Below are 25,753 nucleotides of genomic sequence, written 5' to 3' on the forward strand. Positions count from 1 at the left end.
TTTACCTATCTAACTTGGCCAGTGTTTTAAAAATGACGATGCTCTCATCCTACCAAAGGCAATTAGTTTATCTTTATCCTTCTTTGTTAATTCTAAATCAGCAACATGCACATCTTTCACTGGCAAGAACAGAATATCTTCTTGATGTTTCGTAGAAATATATCTTGCATCATGTGCAATTCGCATCGTATCAATTAAATCTCTCGTTAAATCTAATGCATTCGTTATTTTTTTTGCAGGTATTTGGTCATATGATGCTGTTAATTTCAAACCTAAAACAGGTCTTCGCTTTCTACCTGTCTGTTGATCAAAAATCCATATAGGTAGATTACTTAATACCGCACCGTCCACTACAATGCTTTTTCCCCCGTGCGTATTCACCATTTTTTCTGGTCGGAAAAAGTAAGGTAAACTTGCACTCATTCGGATCGCTTTAGCAACTAAAAAACTTTCAGGTCTTATATTATATAATCGCTCTAAATCATCCGGTATGACCACGATTTTTCCTAAAGTTAAATCAGCTACTACTACCCGCAAACTGTCTTTCGGTAAATCATGAAATGTGTAAACGTTTTTTTTGGCTAAAACTTGATAAAGCCAATTTTCAAATTCGTCACCCTTATACAAGCCCATTGTAAAATACAAGGAGAACCACTTCCAAATTGGCACATACTTTTCCAATAGTGAAGTATCCATAAAGTTATTTAAATCTAAATCTACAAACAATTGGTTCATTTCTTTAACAGTGTATCCAGCTGCGATCATTCCTGAGACGATAGCCCCTGCAGATGATCCAGCAACACGGACAAAAGAAAATTCTTTCTCCTCCAATACTTCTAACGCGCCTATGTAAGCGAACGCCTTTACACCACCACCTGAAAAGACACCATCTATTTTCATGACATCGCCCCTCTACTTATATATAGGGAGGCATTTAATTGTTTAGAACAACGATGAGATATATTTAAGGGCTCATTCTTTGAAAATTGCCCACATCGATCCTACTCACATTATTTTTCACATAGATCCAAACACTTTTCTGGATAATTTAAAATTGAAATGATTTTCTCTATGCTTTGAACAGATTGGGTATAAATCTATATATTCTCAACACAATAGGTTTTATAGGAGGGTTTACTAATGAATTATATTGAAATCACATTAAGAATTGTTCTTGCTTTTTTTGTTTTATTAATTTTGACAAGACTTATGGGAAGAAAAGAAATCAGTCAATTAACTTTTTTTAACTTTGTATCTTCTATTGCTATTGGAACAATAGCTGGATCTTTAACCATTGATCCCCAATTGAGTTTAGGACATGGAATTTATGTATTGGTTGGTTGGGCGATATTAACAATAATACTTGGATATATTGATATCAAATCCAAATCAGCTAGAGATGTGATTGAAGGACAACCTGTCATAGTAATTAAAAATGGACAAGTGATGGAACAAACAATGAAAAAAATACGATTAGATATTAATACCCTAAATGCAAAATTACGCCAAAAGAATGTGTTCTCCATCAAAGATGTGGATTATGCTATTTTAGAAACTGATGGGAAGATTTCAGTTATGAAGAAAGAAATCAAACAACCAGTATCTAAGAAGGATTTGCATGTTTCTAATGAAAAAAATTTATATTCTATCCCTACTGAGGTAATAACGGATGGAAAAATCAATCATCAGAACTTGTCAAAACTTAATCTTAATGAAGAGTGGTTACATCAACAACTAAAGGTACAGGGAATTAAATCTATATCTGACGTTTTTTATGCAGAAATACAAAAAGACGGTTCCATTTATATTGATAAGAGAATTGACAAATAAAACACCCTGTTAAAAACAGGATATGCTAATGATGTTATAGCAAATGATTAAATATCCTCATACCAATCTATTGCTCTATTTTTAATTTCTGAAACTAGCTGCTCTTTACCATGTATGTATGCTTCAATATCATAAGGGAATCGTTGAGACAACGCTTCTTTTAATTCACCATACGCTTTTGCAGTGTCAGGGTGCGATCGTAAGTAATTTCGGAAGGCAAGATGGTGCTCAATTTCAACATTACCTAACTCAAAGATATGAACATGGTGTGTTCGATTATCCCCTCCCTTTTGGAAAAAACGACGTCCAGAAATTCCATTTTCTCCTTTTGATTCGTAACCGATGGTTGTCATTGCGGTAGTAAAACCATCAACCTGATTAATATTTTTAACTACAAGCATAATGTCAATGATAGGCTTTGCTTTTAAACCAATAACGGACGTACTACCAATATGATGAATTTTTATGATCTCAGAACCAAAAATTTTATACAACTTATTTGCTTCTTGCTCAAACATCGAAGACCAGGATTTGTTAAACGACGTTACTTCAACCTTTCTCAAGCCCATTCACCTTTCTTTCCATAATCAAGTTCCTCACTTACCTAACAGGGGGGTTACAATTTTCACAAAAGAGAAATTTTTGTTGACTAAAAAATTAACCTCATCACTTTCATCTATCTGCCTCTACGCTTAATAATTATAACATGATTAGTAAAATGAACCCGCATACTTCGTGAAAACTTATGGTATAATTTAACTATTGAACAAAATAAATAGAATTGGGGGGAAAGCCTTTTGAAAGAAAAAATACTATGGGCTGGTTTGATGCTTGTTATTTTAAGTTGGGTAGGTAATTATTTGTATTTTGAATCTAAACAACTTGAACGCCCGATATTTTTAGACCATTACTATGAAGCTTATATGCATGATCAAGAGCAACTAACATTCTATTATTTGACCAACAAGATGGATAATTATGAGGTAAGATCTTTATCAATTGATGGCGTTAAATTATATCCAGTTTCAGATCACGGCTTTACGATGTGGAGAACTGCTCCTAATACACCACAGTTTGAGCAGGAGTTTTCTCATCAATACTTGAAATCAGTCACAGTAGAATTACCAAAAAAGTCAATTCCCATTGAAGATGGATCTAAGGATAGATGGTCCTTTGAAGAAGTTAACGCAACATTCTCAAATGGCCAATCATATACCTTAGACTTAGGTAAAGTGAATGTATATGAAAAGGTAACAGATTACACTGTTTTGAATACACATGCTAGCTCAAGCAGTAATCAGCATACTAGTGAGAAATCAATGCTTGCAACAAAACCGATCACGGTGGAGGATATTAACGTTCCTTTTCCAGAGAATTTATCTGAAGATGTGTACGTAAAAGTGGATGTTAACCAGGAAAAGTTTAATATCAATCAGGATGAGAACACTCCTGAATGGCTCAAGAGAGAAAAGCAAAATGAAATGGTGGGGATTTCTATTGACGAGGACATATTTCCTTTTCATTTGAATAAAAATGACAGAATGCAGCTTTCTATGCAATTCAATCCATACCGAAAGAGTTATTTTGAATTTAGTATAAAAATTTCAGGTACATCAGATGAAGGAGAGCAATTTAAAAGTAAAGCTCCTATCATTGATCACCCTTCCCTCAACCAACAGGATATTAATGAAATAATTGAGGAAAAACAGGGAGGTAATGTCAATGAAGCAAGCAATTAATAGGATCTTTTGGGGCTACCTATTTGTTCTAATTGAAATTCATATCATTATGATTGATATCCTAGCTGAACCAGTTGGATATTGGCTCATTTTTTCAGGCGTAACCATGTTACAGAAAGACTTTACGATTGCTCATAAAGCTAGGAAACTCTCTTTAGTGCTCATTTTCATCTCCACTCCTACTGTCTTTGTTCAGCAAAATGCAGGAACAGATCAGCTCGGTCAATTATCGTTTTTGTCTGGTTGGTCCCTGTATATGATTGTTCTAGGACTAGTACAGTTAATCCTTGTATTCTATATTTTTCAACTCATTATGGTAATCGTACACAAACATGGCGATACTGAATTAATCCGGCGTTCAGCAAGGACGTTTTCTACCTACATTATCGTTATGCTAATCACAGAACTATTTAATACTTTTACGATTAATTTTTCTGGAGATGCATTAGCTGGGATAACAATTGTCATCATAATTATTAGTTTTATTATGCAAATTTCCTTTCTTATTCTACTGCTGGCTCTTCGAAAAATAAATGATGCCAACGATCTGACAACAATTTAGAAATTGTTAATAATTACCACGTGGAAGGATACGAATACATTAAAGTGTGCTATATCATTACTAATACATAATACCTGTAATAGTAATGATACTAGTGCACAAAAGCATTGAATAGATAAATGTTAATTAGATTGATATAGAACGTATCTTTTAACTGGCCCACTTCAAAACATGGAATCTATTAACGAGAAAGTCGTTAGAGAGCCTTCTATTGTTTTTTTATAGGTTCCTACTTTTACCTTTTGCTTTAATAATTATATTCACACCCATTGCCTGACCATTCTCAATGTGGTTTTTCATATTTGATACATTAATATTTGTCTCAACATGTACATCATTGCTTTCTTTAGCCCCAAGCGTTACCTCATATGGGCCGTCTTTATTCATAAGCGATACCATTGGTAGATCATATTTATGTAAATGTCTTTCAACAAATGTAACAGTAAATTGAACATCATTGTTGCTGTAGTTATAAAAAGGAAGTACACACTCTCCATGCAATGTTTTCTCACTTATCATCTCAAAACTACAATTGCTTTGTTCATTCTCATATGAAACTGCATATATCCCCGTGGCAAAGTTTTTTTGATATGAGTTTACTACAAACTCTGGAGTAAAATTAAAGATTAAGATGACAATCAATACAATTCGACCATGATAGTTGTTTAATGATTTTACCAGAAGAAATATACCTACAATAAATAAAAATAAAGATGAAATCCCTACAGTGTGAACCCCACCAGCAAACCTAATAGGTATATTCAATAACAAATAAATTACTTCCCATAAGGATAGTTATGTGGGAAAGGAAAATTCAGTAACATCGATAAGAATAATAAAATGAGAGAAGAGAATAACATCCATTTGCTTTTAATCAAAATAATTCTCCTTTAGATTTGACTTGGCTTTAGTTATTCTAGAAATGCACCTTTTCACTATAAGAATATTTTTTGAATTCAGATTCACTCAGCGTTCAAGAATGTTTCGCCATTCTTATCTTTGTTATACAAAACTATTCTCTCTTCTTGGTCACCCTCTGTCTCATCATCGTTCCAGCTGACTACCATATAGATCTGATCAATTTCACAAAATTGCATGATGTTTTCTCCTTCACTCTCGATTGTTCCAGTCCTCTGATTAGCGATATCTGCTTCTCCGGACACAGAGCCACTATGGAGACTTCTTTCAGCCCCGTCTACAACGGCATAAACGCTAAAACTGAAAAAATCTGCCATATGCTTATTTTCACCCTTCATTGACAGCCTTCCGTAGCCTGCTTTGTATTCTTCGTCTAACATCACAATTTCATAGCCAGCTAGTTTCCAATGATCACTTTCACCAGATAAAGAAAAATAATAATTATTCTCTGTCTGCTCATGGTTGCAGGCTGATAATATAACTAATAGGAAGGTCAAGCTAATCAACACTTGCTTCAAATTACCACACCTTTATTTGCTTTTTATTCGCCAAATATATAATATAAGGAGAAATCGTTTTTCTGCCGATAGCACAAGATCAAATTTTTCTTCTATAAAAGAATTTGACCGCTTAATTGAATAGAACCACCCACTATTTCAATTAAAAGCATTTTAATTCAAGCAAATCATTTTCTGTAAGTTTCTTTGTAACTTTATCTAATTTATGCGACGGAAACCAATCAACTCCATTACTCCCACCACCATATTTAATAGTGTGCGTAATGGCATTTGCAGACATATAAATATTATGGTGAACAAATGGCTTTACGCTTACACTTTCTCCTTCCTGGAGGAAGTGCAAATCAACTTCTTGATTTAAACCAATTTCCGCATAAACAATCCAACCCGACTGAACAACATAAAACTCAGTAACCGCCTTGTGATAATGACCATTTTGCCAAGCTCCAATTTCTGAACCAACCGTACGACAATAGGAACTACCATCAGAACTAACCAACTTATACCGTTTTTCACCTTTATTAATTGTTTCAAAATTAACATCTATACCAGATAAGCGAGCTTCTTCCAAACTAATCTTTTTAGGACTATAACGCATACCTTTCCCCCTAATTCTATGTTGTTGTTCGACTTTATGAATTCCTATTTGACTCTGTTCATAAACACCATCATCAGGTATAGGATCGTTTAACGAATTGCGCCTTTTTTTGACTAGTCAGCCATGATATACGAATCTTTTACAATGATGGTGGACTATCGGGTATTGTATTTGCTAGAACAAGATAAACAAGTACATTAACTGGTGGTAAAATAATAAAAAGTATTCTGACCCCAAGAGGTGAGATATCAAAGTATTCAGCTATACCACCACAAACACCTGATATTGACTTATTTGTTGCAGATTTTCTTAATTTTTTTTGCATGATCATACAACTCCTTACTATCTTTTTTTATCCGTCCCGACTTACCACTAACCTTTCTCTTAAGTGAAGTAATCCACAATAATTATAAAACCAATCTAAATCTATTTGTCTACCACATATTGAATTAGCAATTTTAATTCACTCTTTCCATCAGACCAATGTAATTCCCATTTGTTCATTAATTATTTTGCTTTATTTGTTGTACTATGAGGTATATTGCTGTAACGTATAATGGTATAAAAATTAATTGTATCCCAGTATTAGAGAAGGTCAAATTCCTTGTCATAGCGTATTCGCCCCATTCCAAGAGAATACGCCACACAAGTCCAATTAAATTTAATACAAACACAGAAAATAATACCGTTAATGGTTTGTTATCATACAATCCACAGAAGATAAAACCAAGATACAAATAAACAATTAGCATAGATACATAAAACATAAAATCATTCTGTAAACCTATAGGGAATGTTACCCCCCCCTAAAAGTATAAGCGAGAAATAATTTATACTAATAAATAGTTTTCTACTGTGTCCTATTAATTCAAAAAAAACTTTATTCAAATACATCCCCCCAACTATACGCATCCGTATTAAAATGACTATTCTATAGTTAATAAGACTTTAACGCAATTCTAATTTAGACCATTCCGCTTCAGGGATCTCTCGATGCTGGTAATTAGAAACATTTATCTCATTTCCTCTTATTTGAAAGGTTATCGTTTCTTCACCATATGGAGGATTATGAGCACCTTCAAATGTTTGAACTTGAACCGTCACATAAAAAACATTGTTTGTTTGATCTTTTTTGATTTTAACAATTTTTTCAAAGCCCCGATTCCAGAGTTTTGGTTCATCATGTTCTTCAATTGTTTTACTAATTGGCTCAATTAGCCGCTCAATCAAAACCTCTTTTAATAGCTTTTTAGGTACAGATATTCTTTCTATTTTCTTCCGTTTGACGCTTACCTTTCATTTTAGCTTTTCACTTCGCAATTACTTCGAATCATTCAATTAACCTAACACGTTAGTTAAAAAAGGCATCTTACTACCCAACTTCATTTTAACATAAATATCAAAAATAATTACATATTAAGGTAAAGTTATAGTGTAATACGTTCAAAATGTGAATAGTTATCATAGCAGACTTAAAGGCTGGATTAACGGTTTTAGGGGCCTATTTAATTGAGGTTCTACAATCCATACACAAAAATAATACTATTGTTTAACATTATTAAATTATTACGATCTTTACTATATTAAAAAACCTCTGCTCCTATTTATAAGCAGAGGACAAAAATTAGTTCTATATTAGTTAATTTTCTTTAAGTAATAAATCCGAATCATAAAGTCTTTTTCTAAAAAATCCAACCTACATTTCGTTTACTCTAAAATTTTAAATTCCTGCTTTAAATATTGATAATTTGTAATGCTTGCTTAACCTCCGTTGTCACGTCTACTGTATGCCATTCATTACGATTACCTACACAAGCACAAATATATGTAATTCCGTTTTGTTTTTCTCTTTTTCGATAATGAACATGGCCCATAATACTATATTTAATTGGATACTTTTCTAGTAATTGATCATAATCCGACGAACCGATAAAGGCATTAAAGTAATCAAACATAGGATGTGGCATTTTCACGCCAAAATTTTTATAAGTCACCATATGTGTCATTAAGATAATTTTTTTATCCTTTACTTTCTCTAAATCTGCTTGAACGGCAGACGCAAATTTTTTTGACAAAGCTGGATCATCCATTTTCCAATCTGTGTTTAGCTTATCCTGCCATACCCTTCCATTATAGGTTCGTTTAGATAACTGATCAATACTGAAACGCTTAGCAGCAAATGTATAATCATACCAGCCGCTATGTCCTACTACTGCCCATTCATTATTGATAATGTAAGGTTTCTCAATAATAGACTCTTCTTGTACTTTAAAGTAATCTAGTACTTTATTTGAATCTTTATCTTCTTGTCCTTTCATCCAATAATCATGATTTCCAGGAACAAATAAAATCGTCCTATTTGTCAGCTGCTTCACATTTTCTATAAATTGATGAGACAATACGTGATCGTTTGATACATCTCCAGCAATTAATAACAGATCAATTTTTTGTTTTAAAATTTCATTTCCTACTATCTTCTCAAAATCTGATATACTTACTTGTTCATTGCTATTTACATCAATATGCAAATCTGAAATTATACCAATTTTCATTTGAATACACCTCAAATATTAGTAATTACAATCTAATGGAGAAAAAGCCACACTAGGAATGGCATTAAAAAGCTTTTCTGTGTAGTCAGCATGTTCTACTTGATTATATTCCTCAGTATGAAATAGCTCGATAAATTCACCTAAATAAACAACTGCTATTCTATCGCAGAAATATTGTACAACATTTAAATCGTGAGAAATGAAAATGTATGTCAGATTATGTTTAGCTTTTAAATCGTTTAATAAGTTTAAGATAGATGCTTGGATCGATACATCAAGAGATGAAACACCTTCATCAATGATTATCACTTCCGGCTGAAGTATTAATGCGCTGGCAATTACAACCCTTTGTCGTTGACCGCCACTTAATTCATGAGGCATTTTTTTTAAGTAAGATTCACCTAATCCAACTTCCTCTAACACTTCAATTACTCGTTTTTTTCTCCACTCCTTTGTTCCAATCTTATGAATAATCAGTGGCTCTGTTAGGATCCATTCAATTGAACGCTTAGGATTTAATGAACTATAAGGATCTTGAAAGACAATTTGCAATTGGCGATATAGTTCTTTATTTTCACTACGTGAGAGATGCGTAATATTTCTCCCTTTAAAATTAATTTTGCCATCTGTCATTTTATTAATTCCCATAATTAAGTGCGCGATTGTTGATTTACCAGAACCACTTTCACCAACAATACCAAAGGTCTCACCAGAAAACACTTGAAAACTCACATCTTTAACAGCATGAATATAGGTAGCTTTTTGGCTCAATTTCTTTTTAGCAACCTTATATGTTTTTGTTAGATTTTTAACTTCAATAATAGAATCCACCATATATTTACTCCTTCGTTCCTTCTTTGGTGATTTCAGGAAATATTTCTGCTGCACATTGCGCATTTTCTTTCGTTATTTTGATATAAGGCCATTCTCCTTTATTTCTTTCGGTTAAGGCAGGAACACGTAATGGAATACTATAAAGTGCTTCCCCTCTTTTTCTAAAGTCTGGAATTGCTTTTATTAGTCCTCGTGTATAAGGATGCTGTGGATTATTTAATAGATTCTCAATCAAACCTTGTTCCACAATCTGACCAGCGTACATTACCAATACATAATCACACACCTGAGAAATGACTCCCCAGTCATGGGAGATAAATAGCATAGCACCATTTCGTTTTTTTACGATACTCTTTAGTAGATTAAGAATTTGTGCTTGAATGGTTACATCCAATGCTGTCGTCGGCTCATCAGCAATGATTAATTTTGGATTATTGATAATGGCCATTGCAATCACAATTCGTTGGCGCATACCTCCAGATAATTCATGTGGGTAAGAATGATATAAATTCTCTGATCGTTTTAGTCCAACTTCATTCATAATCTTAATCGTTTTTTTGTACCGCTGTTCCTTCGAATCATTCGTATGCTTTTTTAGAATCTCACTAATTTGTTTACCAACCTTCATCAATGGATTTAATGAAGTCATCGGCTCTTGAAAGATGAGCGAAACCTCATTACTACGAAGTTTCTTCCAATCTTTCATACTTTTATTAATTAATTCATCATTCTCTAATTTAATACTACCCTCGACCTCAGTATTAGTTGGTAAAATCCCTAAAATGGATTGGGCTGTTAAACTTTTGCCGCTTCCAGATTCTCCTACAACACCAACAATAGTATTTTCATTAATTTTGAAGGTAATATCTTCTAATGCTGGATACGTTTTTTTTCCGATTTTAAATGAAACATCCAAATTATTTACTTCTAACAGTGAGTTACCCAATGTTTTCACCACCTAATTTTTCTTATCATTTTTATCGCGAATGCCATCTCCAAGCATATTAAAACCTAACACTAGTAAAACAATAAAAATACCAGTGATTCCTATATACCATGGTGCATTTGTCATGTATATTTGGGCTTCACTAAGCATTCTTCCCCAGCTTGGATCAGGTGGTTGTACACCCAAACCTAAATAACTTAATCCAGATTCGGCTAAAATTGCACCTGAAAAAAATAAAGTAGAGGCGACTGTTATCTCTGAACGAATATTTGGTAAAATATGCTTAAAAATAATCCTGAAGGATCCTGCCCCTTTTGCTTTACTTGATTTTATAAAATCAAATTCCTTAACTTGAATAAATCCACTTCTTATAACTCTTGAAAATGTCGGCACTCCCATTATACCTAGAGCAAGAATCGTATTCTGAATCCCTGTATTAAAAACTGCAATAAGCATAATCGCGAATAAAATACCTGGGATAGCTAAAATTGCATCAATAATTCGCATCAATACTTCATCAATTACTCCTCCGAAATAACCAGCAATAGATCCAATAATTAAGCCAAATGTTAAAGCGATAATAATAGATGAAAACCCAACAAAAAAGGCAGTCTTTGAACCTTCTAAAATTCTAGAGAAAATATCCCTACCAAAATTGTCTGTACCAAATGGGTGTGCCCATGACGGTGCCTGCAGGGCAATGCTCGTATTCATTTGATTAGGTCCAAAAGGAGTCCAAAACAGACTAACAATCATCATCAAAAATAGTAAACCTACAAGGAGCACTCCAATATATAGTGTGTAATTTTTTTTTTGCACTTGTTCAACACTCCTAAATCCTAATTCTTGGGTCGATTACTCTGTATAATAAATCGACAATGAAATTAGCGACAATAATAATTAAAGAAATGATTAAGATTAATGATTGAATTAAAGGGAAATCACGACTCTCAATTGATGCAACAAGCAGATTTCCTAATCCCGGTAAAGCAAACACATTTTCTATAATAATGCTTCCTCCCAGCGTATCCGCAGTTATTAATCCTAATATCGTAAGAACTGGTAAAAATGCATTTTTCAATACATGACCATACATAATTTCAGATGTTCCCAATCCTTTTACCTTAGCTGTTCGTACATAATCTTGTTTAGACTGGTCTAGAATCGAATTTCTTAAATAACGAATTACAATTGCGATATTACTAATTGCAATGGCTAAAGCCGGTAAGAAGTATGATCTAAGTGCCCCAAAAAAACTTTCTGACCACGGAACAAATCCGTAAGTAGGGAATAAACCTAGCTTCACAGCAAAAATTAAAATTAAGATAAATCCTAACCAAAAGGAAGGAGTAGAGATACCTAATTGCGTAATCATTGATAAGACAGTCGAATACCATTTCCCATCTGTTCTTGCAATTAAAATCCCTAATGGTACACCAATAACAACAGTTAATAGGAGAGCAATGATAGCTAACGAAAAGGAAACAGGTATTCTATCTTGCATCACATCTTCAACTGGTTGTCGATATTTATATGATTCACCTAAATCGCCTTGTGCTACACCAGTAATCCAATCAATATAACGAAGATGAAGGGGCTTATCCAGCCCCAAATCTTCTTCGAATAACTTAATTTGTTGATTATCCGCGTCAATTCCTAGAATTGCGTGTGCAGGATTTCCTGGCAATACATTAAAAATAAAGAAGATCGTTAAAGATACAATAAAAATGGTCGCAATGAAGGAAAAGAATTTCTTCAATAAAAATTTCATGGAAGTAATACCTTCTTTCTACTCGGTGATTGTAAGATCTTCTAAGTTCAACTTGCCAATTGGATAAAGTTTTAGTCCTGTAAGGCCTTCTCTCATCGCAATTGTTGTATCTGGATCCATAATAAATACACTAGCAGCATCTTCTGTAAGAATCATTTGCGCTTCCTTGTAATAAGCTGCACGCTTATTATCTTCTGTTTCTTGAATTGCATTTTCAATTGCTGCGTCATATTCTGGATTGTTGTAATTTATAAAGTTCCGTGAATAACCATTCTCAAAACGAATTAATACATCATATGGATCTATTTTTCCGGTTAAACCAATAATGGTTGATTCATAGTCAAATTTTGTATATACTCGCTCCAACCAAGTACTCCACTCAACAGGCTCTATATCCACTTTAATTCCAATTTGACTTAATTGTTCAGCAATAATTTGTGCAGTATCGGTATACATTGTTGCATGTGATGGTACAGTCATGCTTAAGTTAAACCCATCTGGATAACCAGCAGTTTCCAATAACTCCTTAGCTGCTTTAACATCAAAATCATAATACCCTTCTACACCATCTTCATAGTAAAATGCCATTGCAGGGCTAAAATTCGAGTCGATCTTTGTTGCATTTCCTTGCATTACAGTATTAATAATTTGATTTTTATCGATCGCCATATTAATTGCTTTTCGAACATTAATATCGCTAAGTGGTTTCGCTTTGTGATTTAAACCAAATATTACTGGCATATTTTGTGGTCCTGAGATAGTTGTTACACTGTCTTGAAGCTGCATTAAGCTTTGTGCGTTTATACCTGGAATAATATCAATTTCACCTGATTGCATTGCTAAAATAGCCGTTTGTGTATCTGACATTATTACAAAGTGAACCTTTGAAACTTCTGGTATTTTATCTTGCATATAATAATCTTTGTTACGTTCAAGTACTAACTCTTGAGCTACTTTATGTTCAACAAATTTAAAAGGACCTGCCCCAATTGGTTGGGTTGCTTGATTTTCATATCCTGATGGTAAAATTGCATTAGTAGTACGAGCCAAAAATCCCGAATCAATATTTTTTAATTTAACCTCTACTTTGTATTTACCCGTACTTTTCACATCCTCTACCACTGACCATTTATCAGACATAGGCTTCCCTGTTTCTAACCCAGCTAATTTAGAGTAGGAATACACCACATCTTCAGCAGTTACTGAATCACCATTATGGAAAGTTGCATTTTCAACTAGTGTAAATGTGTATGTTAAATTATCATCTGAAATCTTGTAATCTGTTGCTAAGTTTGGTACTAATTCACCGTTCTTATCTATATCGAATAAACCATCAAATACATTATCCATCATTATTTCAGTATCTGTAGCAGATGCTTGATATGGATCTAGACTATCAATCTCTGATTTCATCGCAATTCGAATAACTTCATCATTATTATCTACTTCCGCCGATGACTCTGCGTTTGTATTACTTGTTTCGTCTTTAGAAGTTGACATTTCCTCTGTTCCACAAGCTGTTAATATTAAGCAAATTAAAATTGCGAAAAATAGGAATTGCGAAATTTTTTTCATGGCTAATTAGCTCCTTTATTAATAAATTGAGTGATTGATTATCCTTCTATTGACATGAACATTATTAATAACAAAAATAAATCTTAAAAATCCTACGCCTACACGGATAACAAAACAGGTTTAATTGTAGGCAGTAACTCCTTAATATTGGATATTACTTGTACATCTTCAACTTCTTCAATTCCCTTTTTATCGAAAGGATTAATAAGGATACTATCCATGCCTACTTTTCTACTTCCAACTACATCATCATAGTAATTATCTCCAACATATAAGCATTCATTCGCTGCAACACCAGCTTTCTCCAATGCAATATTGAATATTCGTTCATTTGGTTTTTCAACATCTACTTCAGATGAGACAATAATATGATCTAAATGTCCAATAATCCCGGTCTCCTCTAACACTTTTCTTGCTGTATGATTCCAATTAGAAATCAGCCCAACACCTATTCCTTTTTCTTTTAGTTTTCTTAACACCGGTATTGTGTCATCAAATGCTCTCCAACGTCCTTTTGGCTCATCAACATAATCAGGCTTCATTAATAATTCTAGATTTAAGTCGTTTGTCAAGTTCAAATAATCATGCAGTATCTTATGATAGGACGTAGCATATGCTTCATGATTTTTTCCCAGAAGTCCTGGAAACTCTCTCATAAAATATTTATCTGTATAATGATATGCTAGTTTAAGTTCTTCTAAAGAAACATCTACTCCAATTTGCTTTAGCTTATGTTGATAGCTTAATTCCCTATTTACGTAAACTAAAGTATAGCCTAGGTCAAACCAAATATATTTCATTATTTTTACCACCCCTTTGTTTATGTAGGATATCCACCAAAATAAATAATGGTGAAGTATTTCCTTCAACTCTTATTGTAGAGAACTAGTATTAATTTAGTTTTAATTCGTTGTTAAGCTTTATTAAATATTATTTTTTAATAGGATAACCTGAGCTTTTCTATTAAAATTAAACAAGAATTACTCTGTGCTTAACGCTTGCAACTTCTTATGAAAGTGTTATAGTAATTAACTGTTCATATTGCACTAAGACTCCATGATAGAATACTTTTCATTTTCTTCACTTAAGATTGTCCACATAATTCTACATACATTTAAAAGAAGGAGGTAAATATGCTACATAGATTAAAGATATTTGATCATTTTTATTATGGATGGATTATTTTAATTATTGGGGGTTTGGGGGTTTTTTTCTCTGGTCCAGGACAAACGTTCTCTAACTCACAATTTATTGATGAGTACATACACGAGTTTGGTTGGTCAAGATCCCAAGTCTCCGGCATTTATTCAGTTGCAACATTAATAGCTGGCTTACTAATGATTTTAGTCGGACGATTTATTGATCGATTTGGTCCAAAAGTAATGATGGTATCAGTTGGAACGGTGTTTTCAATTGCATGCTTTTACAACAGCTTTATTTCAAATATTTGGATGCTCGCGATAGGATTCTTTTTGGTGAGGCTTTTAGGACAAGGAAGTATGACCTTAATTCCAAATACATTAGTAGCACAGTGGTTTATTAGAAAACGAGGTAAGGCATTTAGTCTAAAAGCTCTGTTTGGATTTGCAGGTGCAATGGTCTTTCCCCTTATAAACACCTGGTTAATTCAAACTTGGAGTTGGCAAATTGCTTGGCGATTTTGGGGATTTACCTTATTATTTTTATTTGTTCCAATTGCCTTCATCGGAGTAAAGAATCACCCAGAGTCGATTGGATTGCTTCCTGATGGAAACAAAGAATTAAAACAAAGTAATCAAAATAGCCAACTAATTACTCCTATTGCTGAAGCAGAAGAGGATTGGACTTTAATAGAAGCAATGAAGACAAAGGCATTCTGGGCAATATTGGTTTGTGTCGGTATACCAGCTATGGTCAATACAGGTATTACTTTTCATATTACCTCTATTTTTAAAACGAATGGGCTTTCTTTTGAAATGGCTGCATTAGTATTGAGTGTAATGGCTTTTATAGGAATACCTATTTCATTCATCTCAGGTGCTATTTTAGATAAGGTAAAAACGAATATAGTACTATCTGTTATCTTTATAATCGAATTTTTTGTGCTATTATTGCTTTTGATTACAGATACTTTCTTATTGGCTATACTGTTTGGTGTACTATGGGGGGTAGCTAATGGATTAGAGCGCATTGCTTTTGGTGTTATTTGGCCTAATTATTTTGGGAGAAAATACATTGGTAGTATTAATGGTGTGGGTAAGACAGTTGGAGTGGTAGGCTCTTCATTAGGTCCATTGCCATTTGGTATAGGCTATGATCTATTTGGTGGCTATCATTTTGTTTTGCTCGCCACATTGATCTTTCCAACAATTGGTCTGATAAGTTCGCTTTTAGCAAAAAAACCAGCAAAAACAACTATATGTAATACTTAAAGATGTAATCATTTTATTCTGTCTCTTATAACGATAGTTACTCTAGCGAAATTTTATAGAACTTACAAAAACAATTCATAATATGGTATGATGAGGTTGAATTTTAAAGAAGCGGTGATTAGGTGTTAAAAGATACAGGAGAAAGAGTTATACCGAATCAAATGAACATTACAAATGAATTATTGCTTGAACACCTTGCAAGGTATCACTTCTCCATTCCTTATGTTCAAGGTAGAGTTTTAGATTTTGCAACTGGAACCGGGTATGGAGCACATGTTATAGCAAAAAAGTGCAAAAACAAACTAACTGAGATTGTTGGTATTGACATTGATCCAGAAGTCATTAAATATGCAAGAGGTAATTACTATCATCCTTTATCCAACTATCTCATCGAAAATGTTACAAATTCAAATTTATCAGAAAAATTAGGTCAATTTGATGTAATTCTAAGTTTTGAAACAATCGAACATGTTAAAGATGAACAACAGTTTCTAGCTAATGCATATCAATTATTAAAAGAAGATGGAATATTGATATTATCGACACCATTTGGAAAAGGAAGAGGGAAGCCATGCGGCTCTCCTTTTCATGTGCATCAATTGACACCTGACGAGTTTTATAATTTGTTCTCTAATTATTCAAACACTCAATTTTATTATCAAAAAGGACCACTTATTGAACCAGTTGAAACATCACAACAAAACTACTATCCATTAGGTTTAGTAGTTGCAAAAAAGTAGATTCTAAAAATAGAATCTACTTGCATGGATGAGACGTTTCAATATCGACTTTATCTAAAAACTTGGAATACGCTAAGTGCATACATCTTTGAAGCTCAATAGCGTCATTTAATGTTCTAGAACAATACTCGTCAGCGTACATTTTTTTCAACTATTTTCAATAATAAATACCCCACCACAGTGAGACATCGGATAAAAATGACACTTATTTTGAAGCGAAGCACTAATTTCACTGTAAACAAAATAAAATTCATCATCGTCCCAGTAATCAATATTATCTAAACGGCATATTTCAAGTTCTTCTCTTGTTTGAAAAGAAACATCCCCAATAAATAATTTACCGTTCTTTTTAAGAAGAGATAACAGATTGTTTATAAATAATATTTTTTCTTTATCTTCTAGGTGATGTAAAGCATACGTACTTATAATTGAATCATATTTGTTTCTCTTAATTTCAAGTGGTAAACCATTTGAAATATCCCACTCAATTAGATTTGCATCTGGCATTTTGATTTTTGCGATGGAAATCATTTTGGAAGAAAAGTCTATTCCATCCATTTGATGTCCATTCTCATATAGTTTACTGGTTAATACACCTGTTCCAAATCCAATATCTAAAACATCCGAATGATTTTTTAGCATTACTTCATTGTAAATTGTATTAAGAATCTTCTTGTATCCTGCAAACGGATACTGATTATTTTCCTCTCTAACCTGGACCGTCTGATCATAGTTATCAGCCCATAGATTAAATCCTTTATTGTTTAACATAAATGCCCTCCAATTATTGATGTTCTATAATGTAGATGTACACCCAGCTAAATTTAAACCTACCATTCAAAAAAATAGTAACATGGGCGCTTCCCCTTATGGTAAAGCGCCCTTACTTTTAAAAGTATAACTGTTATTTGATTTAATCAGTTAAACCTTTTATTTCAATACTTTCAACTGATCCTGTTGCTTCATCTCTAATTTTCACTTCCATATTAACAGTATCGCCTTCAGTTAAGAAAATGGCTTTAGGTTCAATCGTTGTGTTTACTGTATAGATAATCGGATCATTTTTTAATAGAAATTGTACAATTTGTATGTCATCGTTTGTAGAAACTAGCACACGATTTATTATACCTTCTACATTTTCTATCTCTGCTTGATCACTAGAATTTACAAAGCTTGGATTCTGTTGGAGTGCAATCCGATAACTTTTTAAAGTTTGATTAGCTGTTTCACCAAATACAACAAAATCAGAGTCAGCAGCATTAATATACGCATATTTTTTAAATAAACCATTCGGATCTAACACATTGACTACCCATGTTGCTTGCCCATCAATATTATATAAAATTGGCATGGAACCTTCCCAATTTTTTTCTGGAAACTCTTTATTTACAATTTGCTTGGCACCCACACTGTCCATAATCCCATTGTTCATCTCACCATTATAATAAGTAAGCTCTCCAGTTCTCGCGTGTATCATTGTGTATCCTAAAGCTGAGTCAATGTTCTCCTTAGGTGATGTCATATCTGTAAAATAATACATCTCTCCATTTTCATCGAATACCGGAGTTACGCTTTTTTCTGTTCCTGATTCATTTGGCATCCGAACGTCTCTTTTACCAAATTTACTGTTAAACCAACCATGCACGTATTTACCAAAGAAGTTATTTTGTAAGGAAGCTATTTCAGAACTAATGGAACCTTCAATAAATGCTGGTGCTTTCTCTGTTTCATATAAAGAAACTCCTCCAGTATTTGGATCTACAACAGCCACTTTTAATGCATTTAAATCCGGCTTATCCGTAATATTCATCGTTCGATATAACGTTTGTACATACCACGGTTTCCCATTATCATCTACTTCAATTTGAGCTTCACCACTTTGTACATATTGTGGAAACTTATCATAAATAACACGTTGTATATTTTTATGGAAATAACTAGAGTTTGTATACTGCATTTTACTAGAAATAAACTCTGGTTGTGCATTTACATTAGTAGCCGATATGGTAAAATAACCTTCTGTTTCTTGACCACGAATAAATTTCCAAAATCCTGTAAACTCCAGTGGTGCGACATAAACGATTTTATCATTGATTTTTTGCACTTGAAGTTTACCCAAATCATAAAATTGCGGATTTGGCACAATACTCATCGCCTTTTGCATTTTATTCCGTGCAGATTCTGGAGCAACTGCAATTGGTGTATCATTCTTGCTCAATGGTTTCGCCTGATCTCTTTCTTCTGTTTGAATCGAATCATGTACATTATCTAAACTAAACAGCCCATATACATAGATTGCAGGAATAGATAAAATAAGGAATCCTATAATTGCAAAAACACCAGTATGACGGGTTTTTATTGCAACGTTCCCACCCATTAATAAAAGATACATCAATGGTACGGTAATGCATGCAGCTATTATATTTAATACCAATATATTTGGTACAATAACGCTTGGCATAATAAAATAAATCACAATATATAAGAGAACAAAAATAAGTACAAAAGATATACCACTTTGTTTAACCTTCTTTAAATTAGGCCTTTGTTTTAAAAATACGATAATTATAAAGCATAATGATAATATAAAAGATAATCCTGTTGTTATTAAAGCGCCAATCATTTAATCGTCTCCTTTATTTTTTCTATATTACTTATACGTTTTTCTTTTAAAAAAGTTTCAAACAAAAAACCGAGTAGCTACTCGGTAATTTTTTCAAATAAGAACATACTCTCTATTTTTTTCTTTGATTTGCGTCTTGTTTTATCCAATAGCGAATTCCCCTTTTCGCATATGGTTCATCCTTAAACCTAGGTATGACATGTAAATGTGCGTGTGGAATCGATTGACCGCCAATCTCTCCAGAGTTCCAACCTATTGTATATCCATCTGGTGCATATTGCTCATCAACAAAATCTTTTGCATTATTTAATAATTCTTGCGTGTCCATCCATTCTTCTCTTGATAATTGAAACACATTTAATTTATGCGCTTTTGGTATGATTAACCCGCTTCCTTCTAAAACCTCTTGTTCTGATTCTTTTTGAATATACATACATGTTTCATTTTCAAAAAGAATATGCTGATTAATTGTTTCTTTTATTTCGCATAGAGTACAAATTTTCTGTTCCATGTGTCATCACACCTTTTGACGAACTAGCATTCACATTTTTTCCATCTAGAAAAGCAATCCATCTAATATGAATTGCTTTTTTTGCATTATATTTCATCTGGTTCTTTATGTAAATGCTTGAGTTCCTCTATCACTTGTGGGTGCTTTTCCAAATATTGAACAAGATCCCCTATTCGGTCAATAGAATTCCAGCTTAAATGATGTTCAATTCCTTCAACATCTTCATAGATATTTTCTGGATTTACTCCTATTAACTCTAAAAATTGTTCAAGTAATTCATGGCGATACACCAAACGTTTTCCGATCTTTTTACCTTGAGCTGTTAAAATCAATCCTCTATATTTCTCATAGTTTAAGTATTCATCTTTATCAAGCTTCTGAACCATTTTTGTAACGGAGGATGGATGAACGTCAAGTGCGTCCGCAATATCAGATACTCTCGCATATCCTTTCGATTCAATTAGCATATAAATTTGTTCTATATAGTCTTCCATACTGGGTGTTGGCATAGTAATCCTCCAATTCTTGATCCTCAATGTTTCTAATAAAAAGGATACAACAGTTTCTCTTCTGGCACAAGCGGTTTAGAATCAAATAACATTTTTGACAACATACAACCTGATTTCAATTCCTAAAAAGAGTGGATGAAAATACAGGAATACAATCATAATTCGTTTTATATGGTGAAATTTATTTAAAAAATGTTATAATCATCATATAGTATATAAAGATTGATTAATAAAGGGGAAGTAGTCATGAATGATTGGTATATTCTAATAGGCATATTAATTGCATTTGTCTTGTTTACTGTGTACAAATATGTAAAACAAAAGCGGATTTTAAAAACACTTACAGAAGATGAATTCCGTCAAGGATATCGAAAAGCTCAATTAATTGATGTTCGCGAACCTAAAGAATTTGACGGAGGTCATATTTTAGGTGCTCGAAATATTCCGTTAACACAATTAAAACAACGAATAAATGAATTAAGAAAAGACCAACCAGTTTACTTATATTGTCAAAATGGTTCAAGAGCCGCTCGAGCTGCGATGATATTAAACAAAAAAGGGTACAAAGATCTATATGATTTAAAAGGCGGCTACAAAAAGTGGACAGGCAAGATTAAAAAGTCAAAAAAAGCTAATATTTAATATAAAACAGGTGTTTCTTCTTTGGAAACACCTGTTTTATATTCGCATTAAGAATGAAACGCATATTTGACAATTGGTTTTCTTGCTGCCAATGTTTCATCCATTCGTTTTACTACTGTAGCATATGGTGCTTCTTGTACTAAATCAGGTTGGTCAATAGCTTCTTGATTTATGGCTAATAGAGCATCAATAAAAGCATCCAACGTTTCTTTTGTTTCTGTTTCTGTTGGCTCAATCATCATTGCTTCCGCTACATTTAATGGGAAATATATAGTTGGCGGATGGTAACCGTAATCTAATAAACGTTTAGCAATGTCTAATGTACGAACTCCTAATTTCTTTTGTTTTTTACCCGATAAGACAAATTCATGCTTACAATGCTGTGGATAAGGCAATGCAAAAGTAGCTTGTAATCTTCGCATGAGGTAGTTTGCATTCAGCACAGCATACGTACTAGCTTTTTTCAATCCTTCTGCTCCCATCGTACGAATATAGGTATACGCTCGAATATTTATTCCAAAGTTACCAAAGTAAGGTTTTACTCTACCGATGGAGTCAGGACGATTGTGTTCAAAAACAAACATATCTTCTTGCTTCATTAATATTGGTTTAGGTAAAAACTTTTCCATTTCTTCAGAAACACCGACAGGTCCAGAACCAGGACCTCCTCCACCATGTGGACCAGTAAATGTTTTATGCAAGTTCAAATGTACAACATCAAACCCCATATCACCAGGTCTTGTGTATCCCATAATCGCATTAAGGTTGGCACCATCATAGTACAATTTACCTCCAGCGTCGTGCACAATGCCTGCAATTTCTACAATCTCTTTTTCAAATAAGCCTAGCGTATTTGGATTCGTCAACATTAACGCAGCTGTATCCTTCCCTACAACACGTCGTAAGTCATCTAAATCTACTAGCCCTTGCTCATTGGTTTGAACCGTTACAGGATCGAATCCGGCCACAGCTGCTGATGCAGGATTCGTACCATGAGCGGAATCTGGAATAATAACTTTTGTTCGTTGATAATCACCGTTTTTCTCATGAAAAGCACGAATCATCATTAAACCGGTCCATTCCCCATGTGCCCCTGCTGCGGTTTGGAGTGTAAAACGATGCATCCCTGTAATTTCTTCTAAGGAAGTTTGTAAATCATACATGATTGCTAATGCACCTTGTACTGTTTCAACATCTTGGTACGGATGAATATGACTTAACCCTTCTAAACGCGCTACATCTTCGTTCATTTTTGGATTATATTTCATAGTGCAAGAGCCTAATGGATAAAAACCAGAATCAACACCATAATTTCTTTTAGAAAGATTTGTATAATGGCGAATCAATTGTAATTCACTAATTTCAGGCAATGAAGGTGCCTCTTTTCTTAAATAAGTAGATCCAATAATTGATTCTAAATCTGTCTCTTCTACATCTAACTCAGGTAAAGAATAACCAACCCGACCTGCTTTACTTAATTCAAATACTAAAGGATAATTATCTGTTGTCATTTGCTTCACCTACTCCCTTAACAAAATCTTCTATTTCTTTCTTTGTTCTCATTTCAGTAACAGCAACTAACATGCAGTTTTCATATGTCTTATCTATTACCCCTAAGTCGAATCCACCTATTATTCCTTTTTTTAATAATTGTTTGTTTATGTTTGTAACTGGTTGATTCAACTGAATGACAAATTCGTTAAACATTGGTTCCTCAAAACGAACAGGAATATTTTCATTCTGGAAAGAACGTTTTGCAAATTGTGCTTTTTGCATATTTTGATAGGCCATTTCTTTTAACCCTTTTCTACCTAACGCACTCATGGCTACAGAAGATGCCAGTGCATTTAACGCTTGATTTGAACAAATATTTGATGTTGCTTTTTCTCGTCTAATATGTTGTTCTCTCGCTTGAAGCGTTAGAACAAACCCCCGTTTTCCATCTTCATCTACAGTCTGGCCTACTAATCTTCCTGGGACTTTTCTCATCCACTTTTTCTTCGTTGCAAAATAACCGCAATGTGGTCCACCATATTGAGCTGGAATTCCGAATACTTGGGTATCACCAACTACAAAATCCGCACCTAAATCACCTGGTGGCGTAAGCATACCTAACGACAATGGATTGCTTGACACAATTAGCATTGTTTTGGAATCGTTTATCATTTCATTCACTTTAGCTAATGGTTCGATCTGACCGAAAAAATTAGGATATTGCACAATGACACTTGCAACAGAGTCATCTAGTAAACTAGCAACTTGATCTAAATCAGTTATTCCATTTTTTTCAGGAATCTCAGTTATTTCTATATTATGACCTTTGGCATACGTGTACATTACTTCTAATGATTCCGGATGAATGGTTTTTGATACAAGTACTTTTTTTCTTTTTGTTTGTGCTGTACTGATTGTCATTGCTTCAGCCAATGCAGTTGCTCCATCATACATGGATGAATTCGCAATATCCATTGCTGTTAATTGACAAATCATTGTTTGAAATTCAAAAATTGCTTGTAATTCCCCTTGAGATATTTCTGGTTGATATGGTGTATAGGCTGTGTAAAATTCTGATCTTGAAATCACATGATCTACAACAGATGGAATATAATGGTCATATACACCAGCGCCTAAAAAGGATGTGTGCGTTTTGGTTGTTGCATTTGTATTAGCTAAATGTGTTAATTCAGTCATTAATTTCGTTTCATTATAAGGGGGTTTAAGATTTAATTCTCTTGTTAGTCTAATTTCTTCTGGAATATCAGAAAATAAATCCTCTGTACTTGTAACCCCAATGGTACGTAACATTTCTTTCTCATCTTGATCCGTCATTGGTAAATAACGAAAGTTCATCCCCATCTCCCCTTTTCTTAGTTTCTTTTATAAAAAGGTGTACTTATTACTTTTGCTTGCAAATATTTATTTCGTATTTTTATCGTTACTATGGTTCCTTCTTTCGCATAGTTACTGTCAATTAAAGCTAAACCCAAATTTTTAGCTAATGTTGGTGCATTTGTTCCACTTGTTACAAAGCCAATACTTGTATCTTTATCATAAATCGGATATTCATGGCGTGGTATTCCTTTATCTATCATTTCAATACCAACTAATTTGCGAGTCACACCTTGTTGTTTTTGTTGCTGTAACACTTCTTTTCCTATGAAATCTGATTCTTTATTTGTTTTGACAGCAAAGCCCAATCCAGCTTCAATCGGTGTAATCTCGGCAGATAATTCGTGTCCATATAATGGTAGAGATGCTTCAAAACGTAATGTATCTCTTGCACCTAAACCAATTGGAAAAATACCATCTGCTTCTCCGACTTCTAATAACTTCTCCCACAAAGACATACCACTTGATAACGGAATATAAATTTCAAACCCATCTTCACCGGTATATCCAGTTCTAGCCACTAATGCACGGTCTTCTATCCCTTCCAATACAACATCTTGTTTGAATGAAAAGAAACGAATATCAGATACATTTTGTTTCGTTATTTTCTGTAATACGTTTTCTGCTTTTGGGCCTTGAAGTGCCAATTGCACATAATGATGAGACTGATCAGTTATTTCCACGTTGTCACTTTTATGCTTTAACAACCAATCCAAGTCTTTTTCGTGATTAGCCGCATTAACAACAAGTAAATATTTTTGATTGTCTAATTGATATATAATCAAGTCATCAACTGTCCCTCCATTTGGATAGCACATGAAAGTATACTGTGCTTTATTTGGCTTAATCAGTGAGACATCATTGGTACACATTTGTTGCAAAAACGAAAGACTCCCTTCCCCAGTAACAATAATTTCTCCCATATGAGAAACATCGAATAGTCCAACAGCATTTCGCGTCACATGATGTTCCTTTTTAATTCCATCAAATTGAACTGGTAATGCCCAACCACCAAAATCAATCACTTTTGCTTGGTATTTTTGATACATAGGATACAAGGGTGTTTTTTTTAAATCTTTCATATCATCACGCTCCCCACCGCTTACTTTTTAATATCATCTTTTTACATTGGTTTATATTAGACTATATTCCCGGTTTATACAGAAGCATGCATCACATCTTCGAATATCGTATAAATAAATCCATTTTCTTTTAAATAACTAAAAAAAGACAGAGAAATCACCTATTGAAAATGATTTCTCTGTCCTTTAACCAGAAAGTTTCGTCCACTTTATGTAATAGTGGACATGCTTCTTGGGTAGTTTATTCATTGGTATAAACATTCTCCAGAGTTGCGTCAGATAAAAGTCTGTTTGCCTGAGAGATTCACAAAGTATTTGTTTGCTCCTTCGGCGGCACAACATGTGCTCTCTCCTTTTATCATCATCCGCTTGTAAATTTTGTTTAATTGGGAATACTATCTAATAATGAAAAAAAGACGTACGTTTTTAAAACATTACTAATAATTAAGTTTATTATATCATACATCTTATAAAAATACGAATGAAATTAAAATAAAATAATA

26 protein-coding genes, 1 pseudogene and 1 riboswitch are annotated in these 25,753 nt (G+C 33.4%); of the genes and pseudogenes, 6 read left to right on the forward strand and 21 right to left on the reverse strand.

Annotated features, from left to right (window positions below; genetic code table 11):
- Nucleotides 1-9 precede the first annotated feature (9 nt).
- Nucleotides 10-900: a patatin-like phospholipase family protein gene (locus BN1058_RS05120; RefSeq protein WP_090853815.1), complete on the reverse strand. Its 891-nt coding sequence runs from the start codon at nucleotides 898-900 to the stop codon at nucleotides 10-12.
- Between the two features lie 240 nt (nucleotides 901-1,140).
- Here BN1058_RS05120 and BN1058_RS05125 point away from each other — a divergent pair, with 240 nt between their 5' ends.
- Nucleotides 1,141-1,830 (forward strand): YetF domain-containing protein, encoded by a 690-nt coding sequence (locus tag BN1058_RS05125; RefSeq protein ID WP_090853818.1) that lies wholly within the window; start codon nucleotides 1,141-1,143, stop codon nucleotides 1,828-1,830.
- 47 nt (nucleotides 1,831-1,877) lie between these two features.
- On the opposite strand, the gene BN1058_RS05130 is transcribed toward BN1058_RS05125, so the two are convergent.
- Nucleotides 1,878-2,393, reverse strand: a complete 516-nt coding sequence (locus BN1058_RS05130) for a GrpB family protein (RefSeq protein WP_090853821.1) — start codon at nucleotides 2,391-2,393, stop codon at nucleotides 1,878-1,880.
- A 234-nt stretch (nucleotides 2,394-2,627) separates the two neighbouring features.
- Between BN1058_RS05130 and BN1058_RS05135 the strand changes: the two genes are divergently transcribed.
- Together BN1058_RS05135 and BN1058_RS05140 are read left to right on the forward strand one after the other, a co-directional pair.
- Nucleotides 2,628-3,569, forward strand: a complete 942-nt coding sequence (locus tag BN1058_RS05135; protein WP_090853823.1) for a hypothetical protein — start codon at nucleotides 2,628-2,630, stop codon at nucleotides 3,567-3,569.
- On the forward strand, nucleotides 3,553-4,131 hold the full coding sequence (locus BN1058_RS05140) for a hypothetical protein (protein WP_090853826.1): 579 nt from the start codon (nucleotides 3,553-3,555) through the stop codon (nucleotides 4,129-4,131). Before BN1058_RS05135 ends, BN1058_RS05140 begins: the two co-directional genes overlap by 17 nt.
- 219 nt (nucleotides 4,132-4,350) lie before the next feature.
- On the opposite strand, the gene BN1058_RS05145 is transcribed toward BN1058_RS05140, so the two are convergent.
- The 12 genes and pseudogenes from BN1058_RS05145 to BN1058_RS05205 all read right to left on the reverse strand — a co-directional run bounded on the left by BN1058_RS05145 (nucleotide 4,351) and on the right by BN1058_RS05205 (nucleotide 14,643).
- Nucleotides 4,351-4,902, reverse strand: coding sequence for a hypothetical protein (locus BN1058_RS05145; RefSeq protein ID WP_090853828.1), 552 nt, complete (start codon nucleotides 4,900-4,902; stop codon nucleotides 4,351-4,353).
- A 191-nt stretch (nucleotides 4,903-5,093) separates the two neighbouring features.
- On the reverse strand, nucleotides 5,094-5,567 hold the full coding sequence (locus BN1058_RS05150) for a hypothetical protein (RefSeq protein WP_090853832.1): 474 nt from the start codon (nucleotides 5,565-5,567) through the stop codon (nucleotides 5,094-5,096).
- Between the two features lie 142 nt (nucleotides 5,568-5,709).
- A complete protein-coding gene (locus BN1058_RS05155) occupies nucleotides 5,710-6,165 on the reverse strand; it encodes a hypothetical protein (RefSeq protein ID WP_090853835.1) in 456 nt (151 codons plus the stop codon).
- 139 nt (nucleotides 6,166-6,304) lie between these two features.
- Nucleotides 6,305-6,490: a PspC domain-containing protein gene (locus BN1058_RS05160; protein WP_090853838.1), complete on the reverse strand. Its 186-nt coding sequence runs from the start codon at nucleotides 6,488-6,490 to the stop codon at nucleotides 6,305-6,307.
- 623 nt (nucleotides 6,491-7,113) lie between these two features.
- A pseudogene (locus tag BN1058_RS05170) lies at nucleotides 7,114-7,458 on the reverse strand (DUF3888 domain-containing protein); the annotation flags it as partial.
- 440 nt (nucleotides 7,459-7,898) lie between these two features.
- On the reverse strand, nucleotides 7,899-8,717 hold the full coding sequence (locus tag BN1058_RS05175) for a metallophosphoesterase (protein ID WP_090853847.1): 819 nt from the start codon (nucleotides 8,715-8,717) through the stop codon (nucleotides 7,899-7,901).
- A gap of 18 nt (nucleotides 8,718-8,735) precedes the next feature.
- Nucleotides 8,736-9,551, reverse strand: a complete 816-nt coding sequence (locus BN1058_RS05180) for an ATP-binding cassette domain-containing protein (protein WP_218054208.1) — start codon at nucleotides 9,549-9,551, stop codon at nucleotides 8,736-8,738.
- Between the two features lie 4 nt (nucleotides 9,552-9,555).
- Nucleotides 9,556-10,497, reverse strand: coding sequence for an ABC transporter ATP-binding protein (locus BN1058_RS05185; protein ID WP_176694448.1), 942 nt, complete (start codon nucleotides 10,495-10,497; stop codon nucleotides 9,556-9,558).
- Between the two features lie 12 nt (nucleotides 10,498-10,509).
- On the reverse strand, nucleotides 10,510-11,316 hold the full coding sequence (locus BN1058_RS05190; protein ID WP_255306997.1) for an ABC transporter permease: 807 nt from the start codon (nucleotides 11,314-11,316) through the stop codon (nucleotides 10,510-10,512).
- Nucleotides 11,317-11,329: 13 nt separating this feature from the next.
- A complete protein-coding gene (locus BN1058_RS05195) occupies nucleotides 11,330-12,268 on the reverse strand; it encodes an ABC transporter permease (RefSeq protein ID WP_090853852.1) in 939 nt (312 codons plus the stop codon).
- Nucleotides 12,269-12,286: 18 nt separating this feature from the next.
- Nucleotides 12,287-13,843 (reverse strand): ABC transporter substrate-binding protein, encoded by a 1,557-nt coding sequence (locus BN1058_RS05200; RefSeq protein ID WP_090853855.1) that lies wholly within the window; start codon nucleotides 13,841-13,843, stop codon nucleotides 12,287-12,289.
- A gap of 98 nt (nucleotides 13,844-13,941) precedes the next feature.
- Nucleotides 13,942-14,643 carry an HAD family hydrolase gene (locus BN1058_RS05205; RefSeq protein ID WP_090853858.1) on the reverse strand — a complete coding sequence of 234 codons (702 nt, stop codon included), beginning with the start codon at nucleotides 14,641-14,643 and terminating at the stop codon, nucleotides 13,942-13,944.
- Nucleotides 14,644-14,976: 333 nt separating this feature from the next.
- On the opposite strand from BN1058_RS05205, the gene BN1058_RS05210 reads away from it, so the two are divergent.
- Complete coding sequence (locus tag BN1058_RS05210) at nucleotides 14,977-16,254, forward strand: MFS transporter (RefSeq protein ID WP_090853861.1); 1,278 nt, start codon at nucleotides 14,977-14,979, stop codon at nucleotides 16,252-16,254.
- Nucleotides 16,255-16,376: 122 nt separating this feature from the next.
- The gene (locus BN1058_RS05215) at nucleotides 16,377-16,994 is read left to right on the forward strand and encodes a class I SAM-dependent methyltransferase (RefSeq protein WP_090853864.1); all 618 of its coding nucleotides are present in this window, start codon (nucleotides 16,377-16,379) and stop codon (nucleotides 16,992-16,994) included.
- Nucleotides 16,995-17,141: 147 nt separating this feature from the next.
- Here BN1058_RS05215 and BN1058_RS05220 read toward each other — a convergent pair whose 3' ends face one another.
- From BN1058_RS05220 to mntR, 4 genes are all read right to left on the reverse strand, one after another.
- On the reverse strand, nucleotides 17,142-17,765 hold the full coding sequence (locus tag BN1058_RS05220; RefSeq protein ID WP_090853867.1) for a class I SAM-dependent methyltransferase: 624 nt from the start codon (nucleotides 17,763-17,765) through the stop codon (nucleotides 17,142-17,144).
- A gap of 142 nt (nucleotides 17,766-17,907) precedes the next feature.
- Nucleotides 17,908-19,617, reverse strand: a complete 1,710-nt coding sequence (locus tag BN1058_RS05225) for a DNA-binding protein (RefSeq protein ID WP_090853869.1) — start codon at nucleotides 19,615-19,617, stop codon at nucleotides 17,908-17,910.
- Between the two features lie 112 nt (nucleotides 19,618-19,729).
- The gene (locus BN1058_RS05230) at nucleotides 19,730-20,128 is read right to left on the reverse strand and encodes an HIT family protein (protein ID WP_090853872.1); all 399 of its coding nucleotides are present in this window, start codon (nucleotides 20,126-20,128) and stop codon (nucleotides 19,730-19,732) included.
- 86 nt (nucleotides 20,129-20,214) lie between these two features.
- Complete coding sequence (mntR, locus tag BN1058_RS05235) at nucleotides 20,215-20,637, reverse strand: transcriptional regulator MntR (protein WP_090853875.1); 423 nt, start codon at nucleotides 20,635-20,637, stop codon at nucleotides 20,215-20,217.
- A gap of 246 nt (nucleotides 20,638-20,883) precedes the next feature.
- Between mntR and BN1058_RS05240 the strand changes: the two genes are divergently transcribed.
- Entirely contained in the window at nucleotides 20,884-21,279 is a 396-nt protein-coding gene (locus tag BN1058_RS05240; protein WP_090853878.1) for a rhodanese-like domain-containing protein, read from the forward strand.
- A gap of 47 nt (nucleotides 21,280-21,326) precedes the next feature.
- On the opposite strand, the gene gcvPB is transcribed toward BN1058_RS05240, so the two are convergent.
- From gcvPB to gcvT, 3 genes are read right to left on the reverse strand one after another with little or no spacing between them, the layout of a single operon-like run.
- Nucleotides 21,327-22,790, reverse strand: coding sequence for an aminomethyl-transferring glycine dehydrogenase subunit GcvPB (gcvPB, locus tag BN1058_RS05245; RefSeq protein WP_090853881.1), 1,464 nt, complete (start codon nucleotides 22,788-22,790; stop codon nucleotides 21,327-21,329).
- The gene (gene gcvPA, locus BN1058_RS05250) at nucleotides 22,777-24,129 is read right to left on the reverse strand and encodes an aminomethyl-transferring glycine dehydrogenase subunit GcvPA (protein ID WP_090853884.1); all 1,353 of its coding nucleotides are present in this window, start codon (nucleotides 24,127-24,129) and stop codon (nucleotides 22,777-22,779) included. Before gcvPA ends, gcvPB begins: the two co-directional genes overlap by 14 nt.
- A gap of 17 nt (nucleotides 24,130-24,146) precedes the next feature.
- Complete coding sequence (gene gcvT, locus BN1058_RS05255; RefSeq protein WP_090853887.1) at nucleotides 24,147-25,250, reverse strand: glycine cleavage system aminomethyltransferase GcvT; 1,104 nt, start codon at nucleotides 25,248-25,250, stop codon at nucleotides 24,147-24,149.
- Between the two features lie 273 nt (nucleotides 25,251-25,523).
- Nucleotides 25,524-25,615: riboswitch (glycine riboswitch) on the reverse strand.
- Between the last annotated feature and the right edge of the window lie 138 nt (nucleotides 25,616-25,753).

This window comes from Paraliobacillus sp. PM-2 (assembly GCF_001368815.1).
Lineage (GTDB): Bacteria > Bacillota > Bacilli > Bacillales > Amphibacillaceae > Paraliobacillus.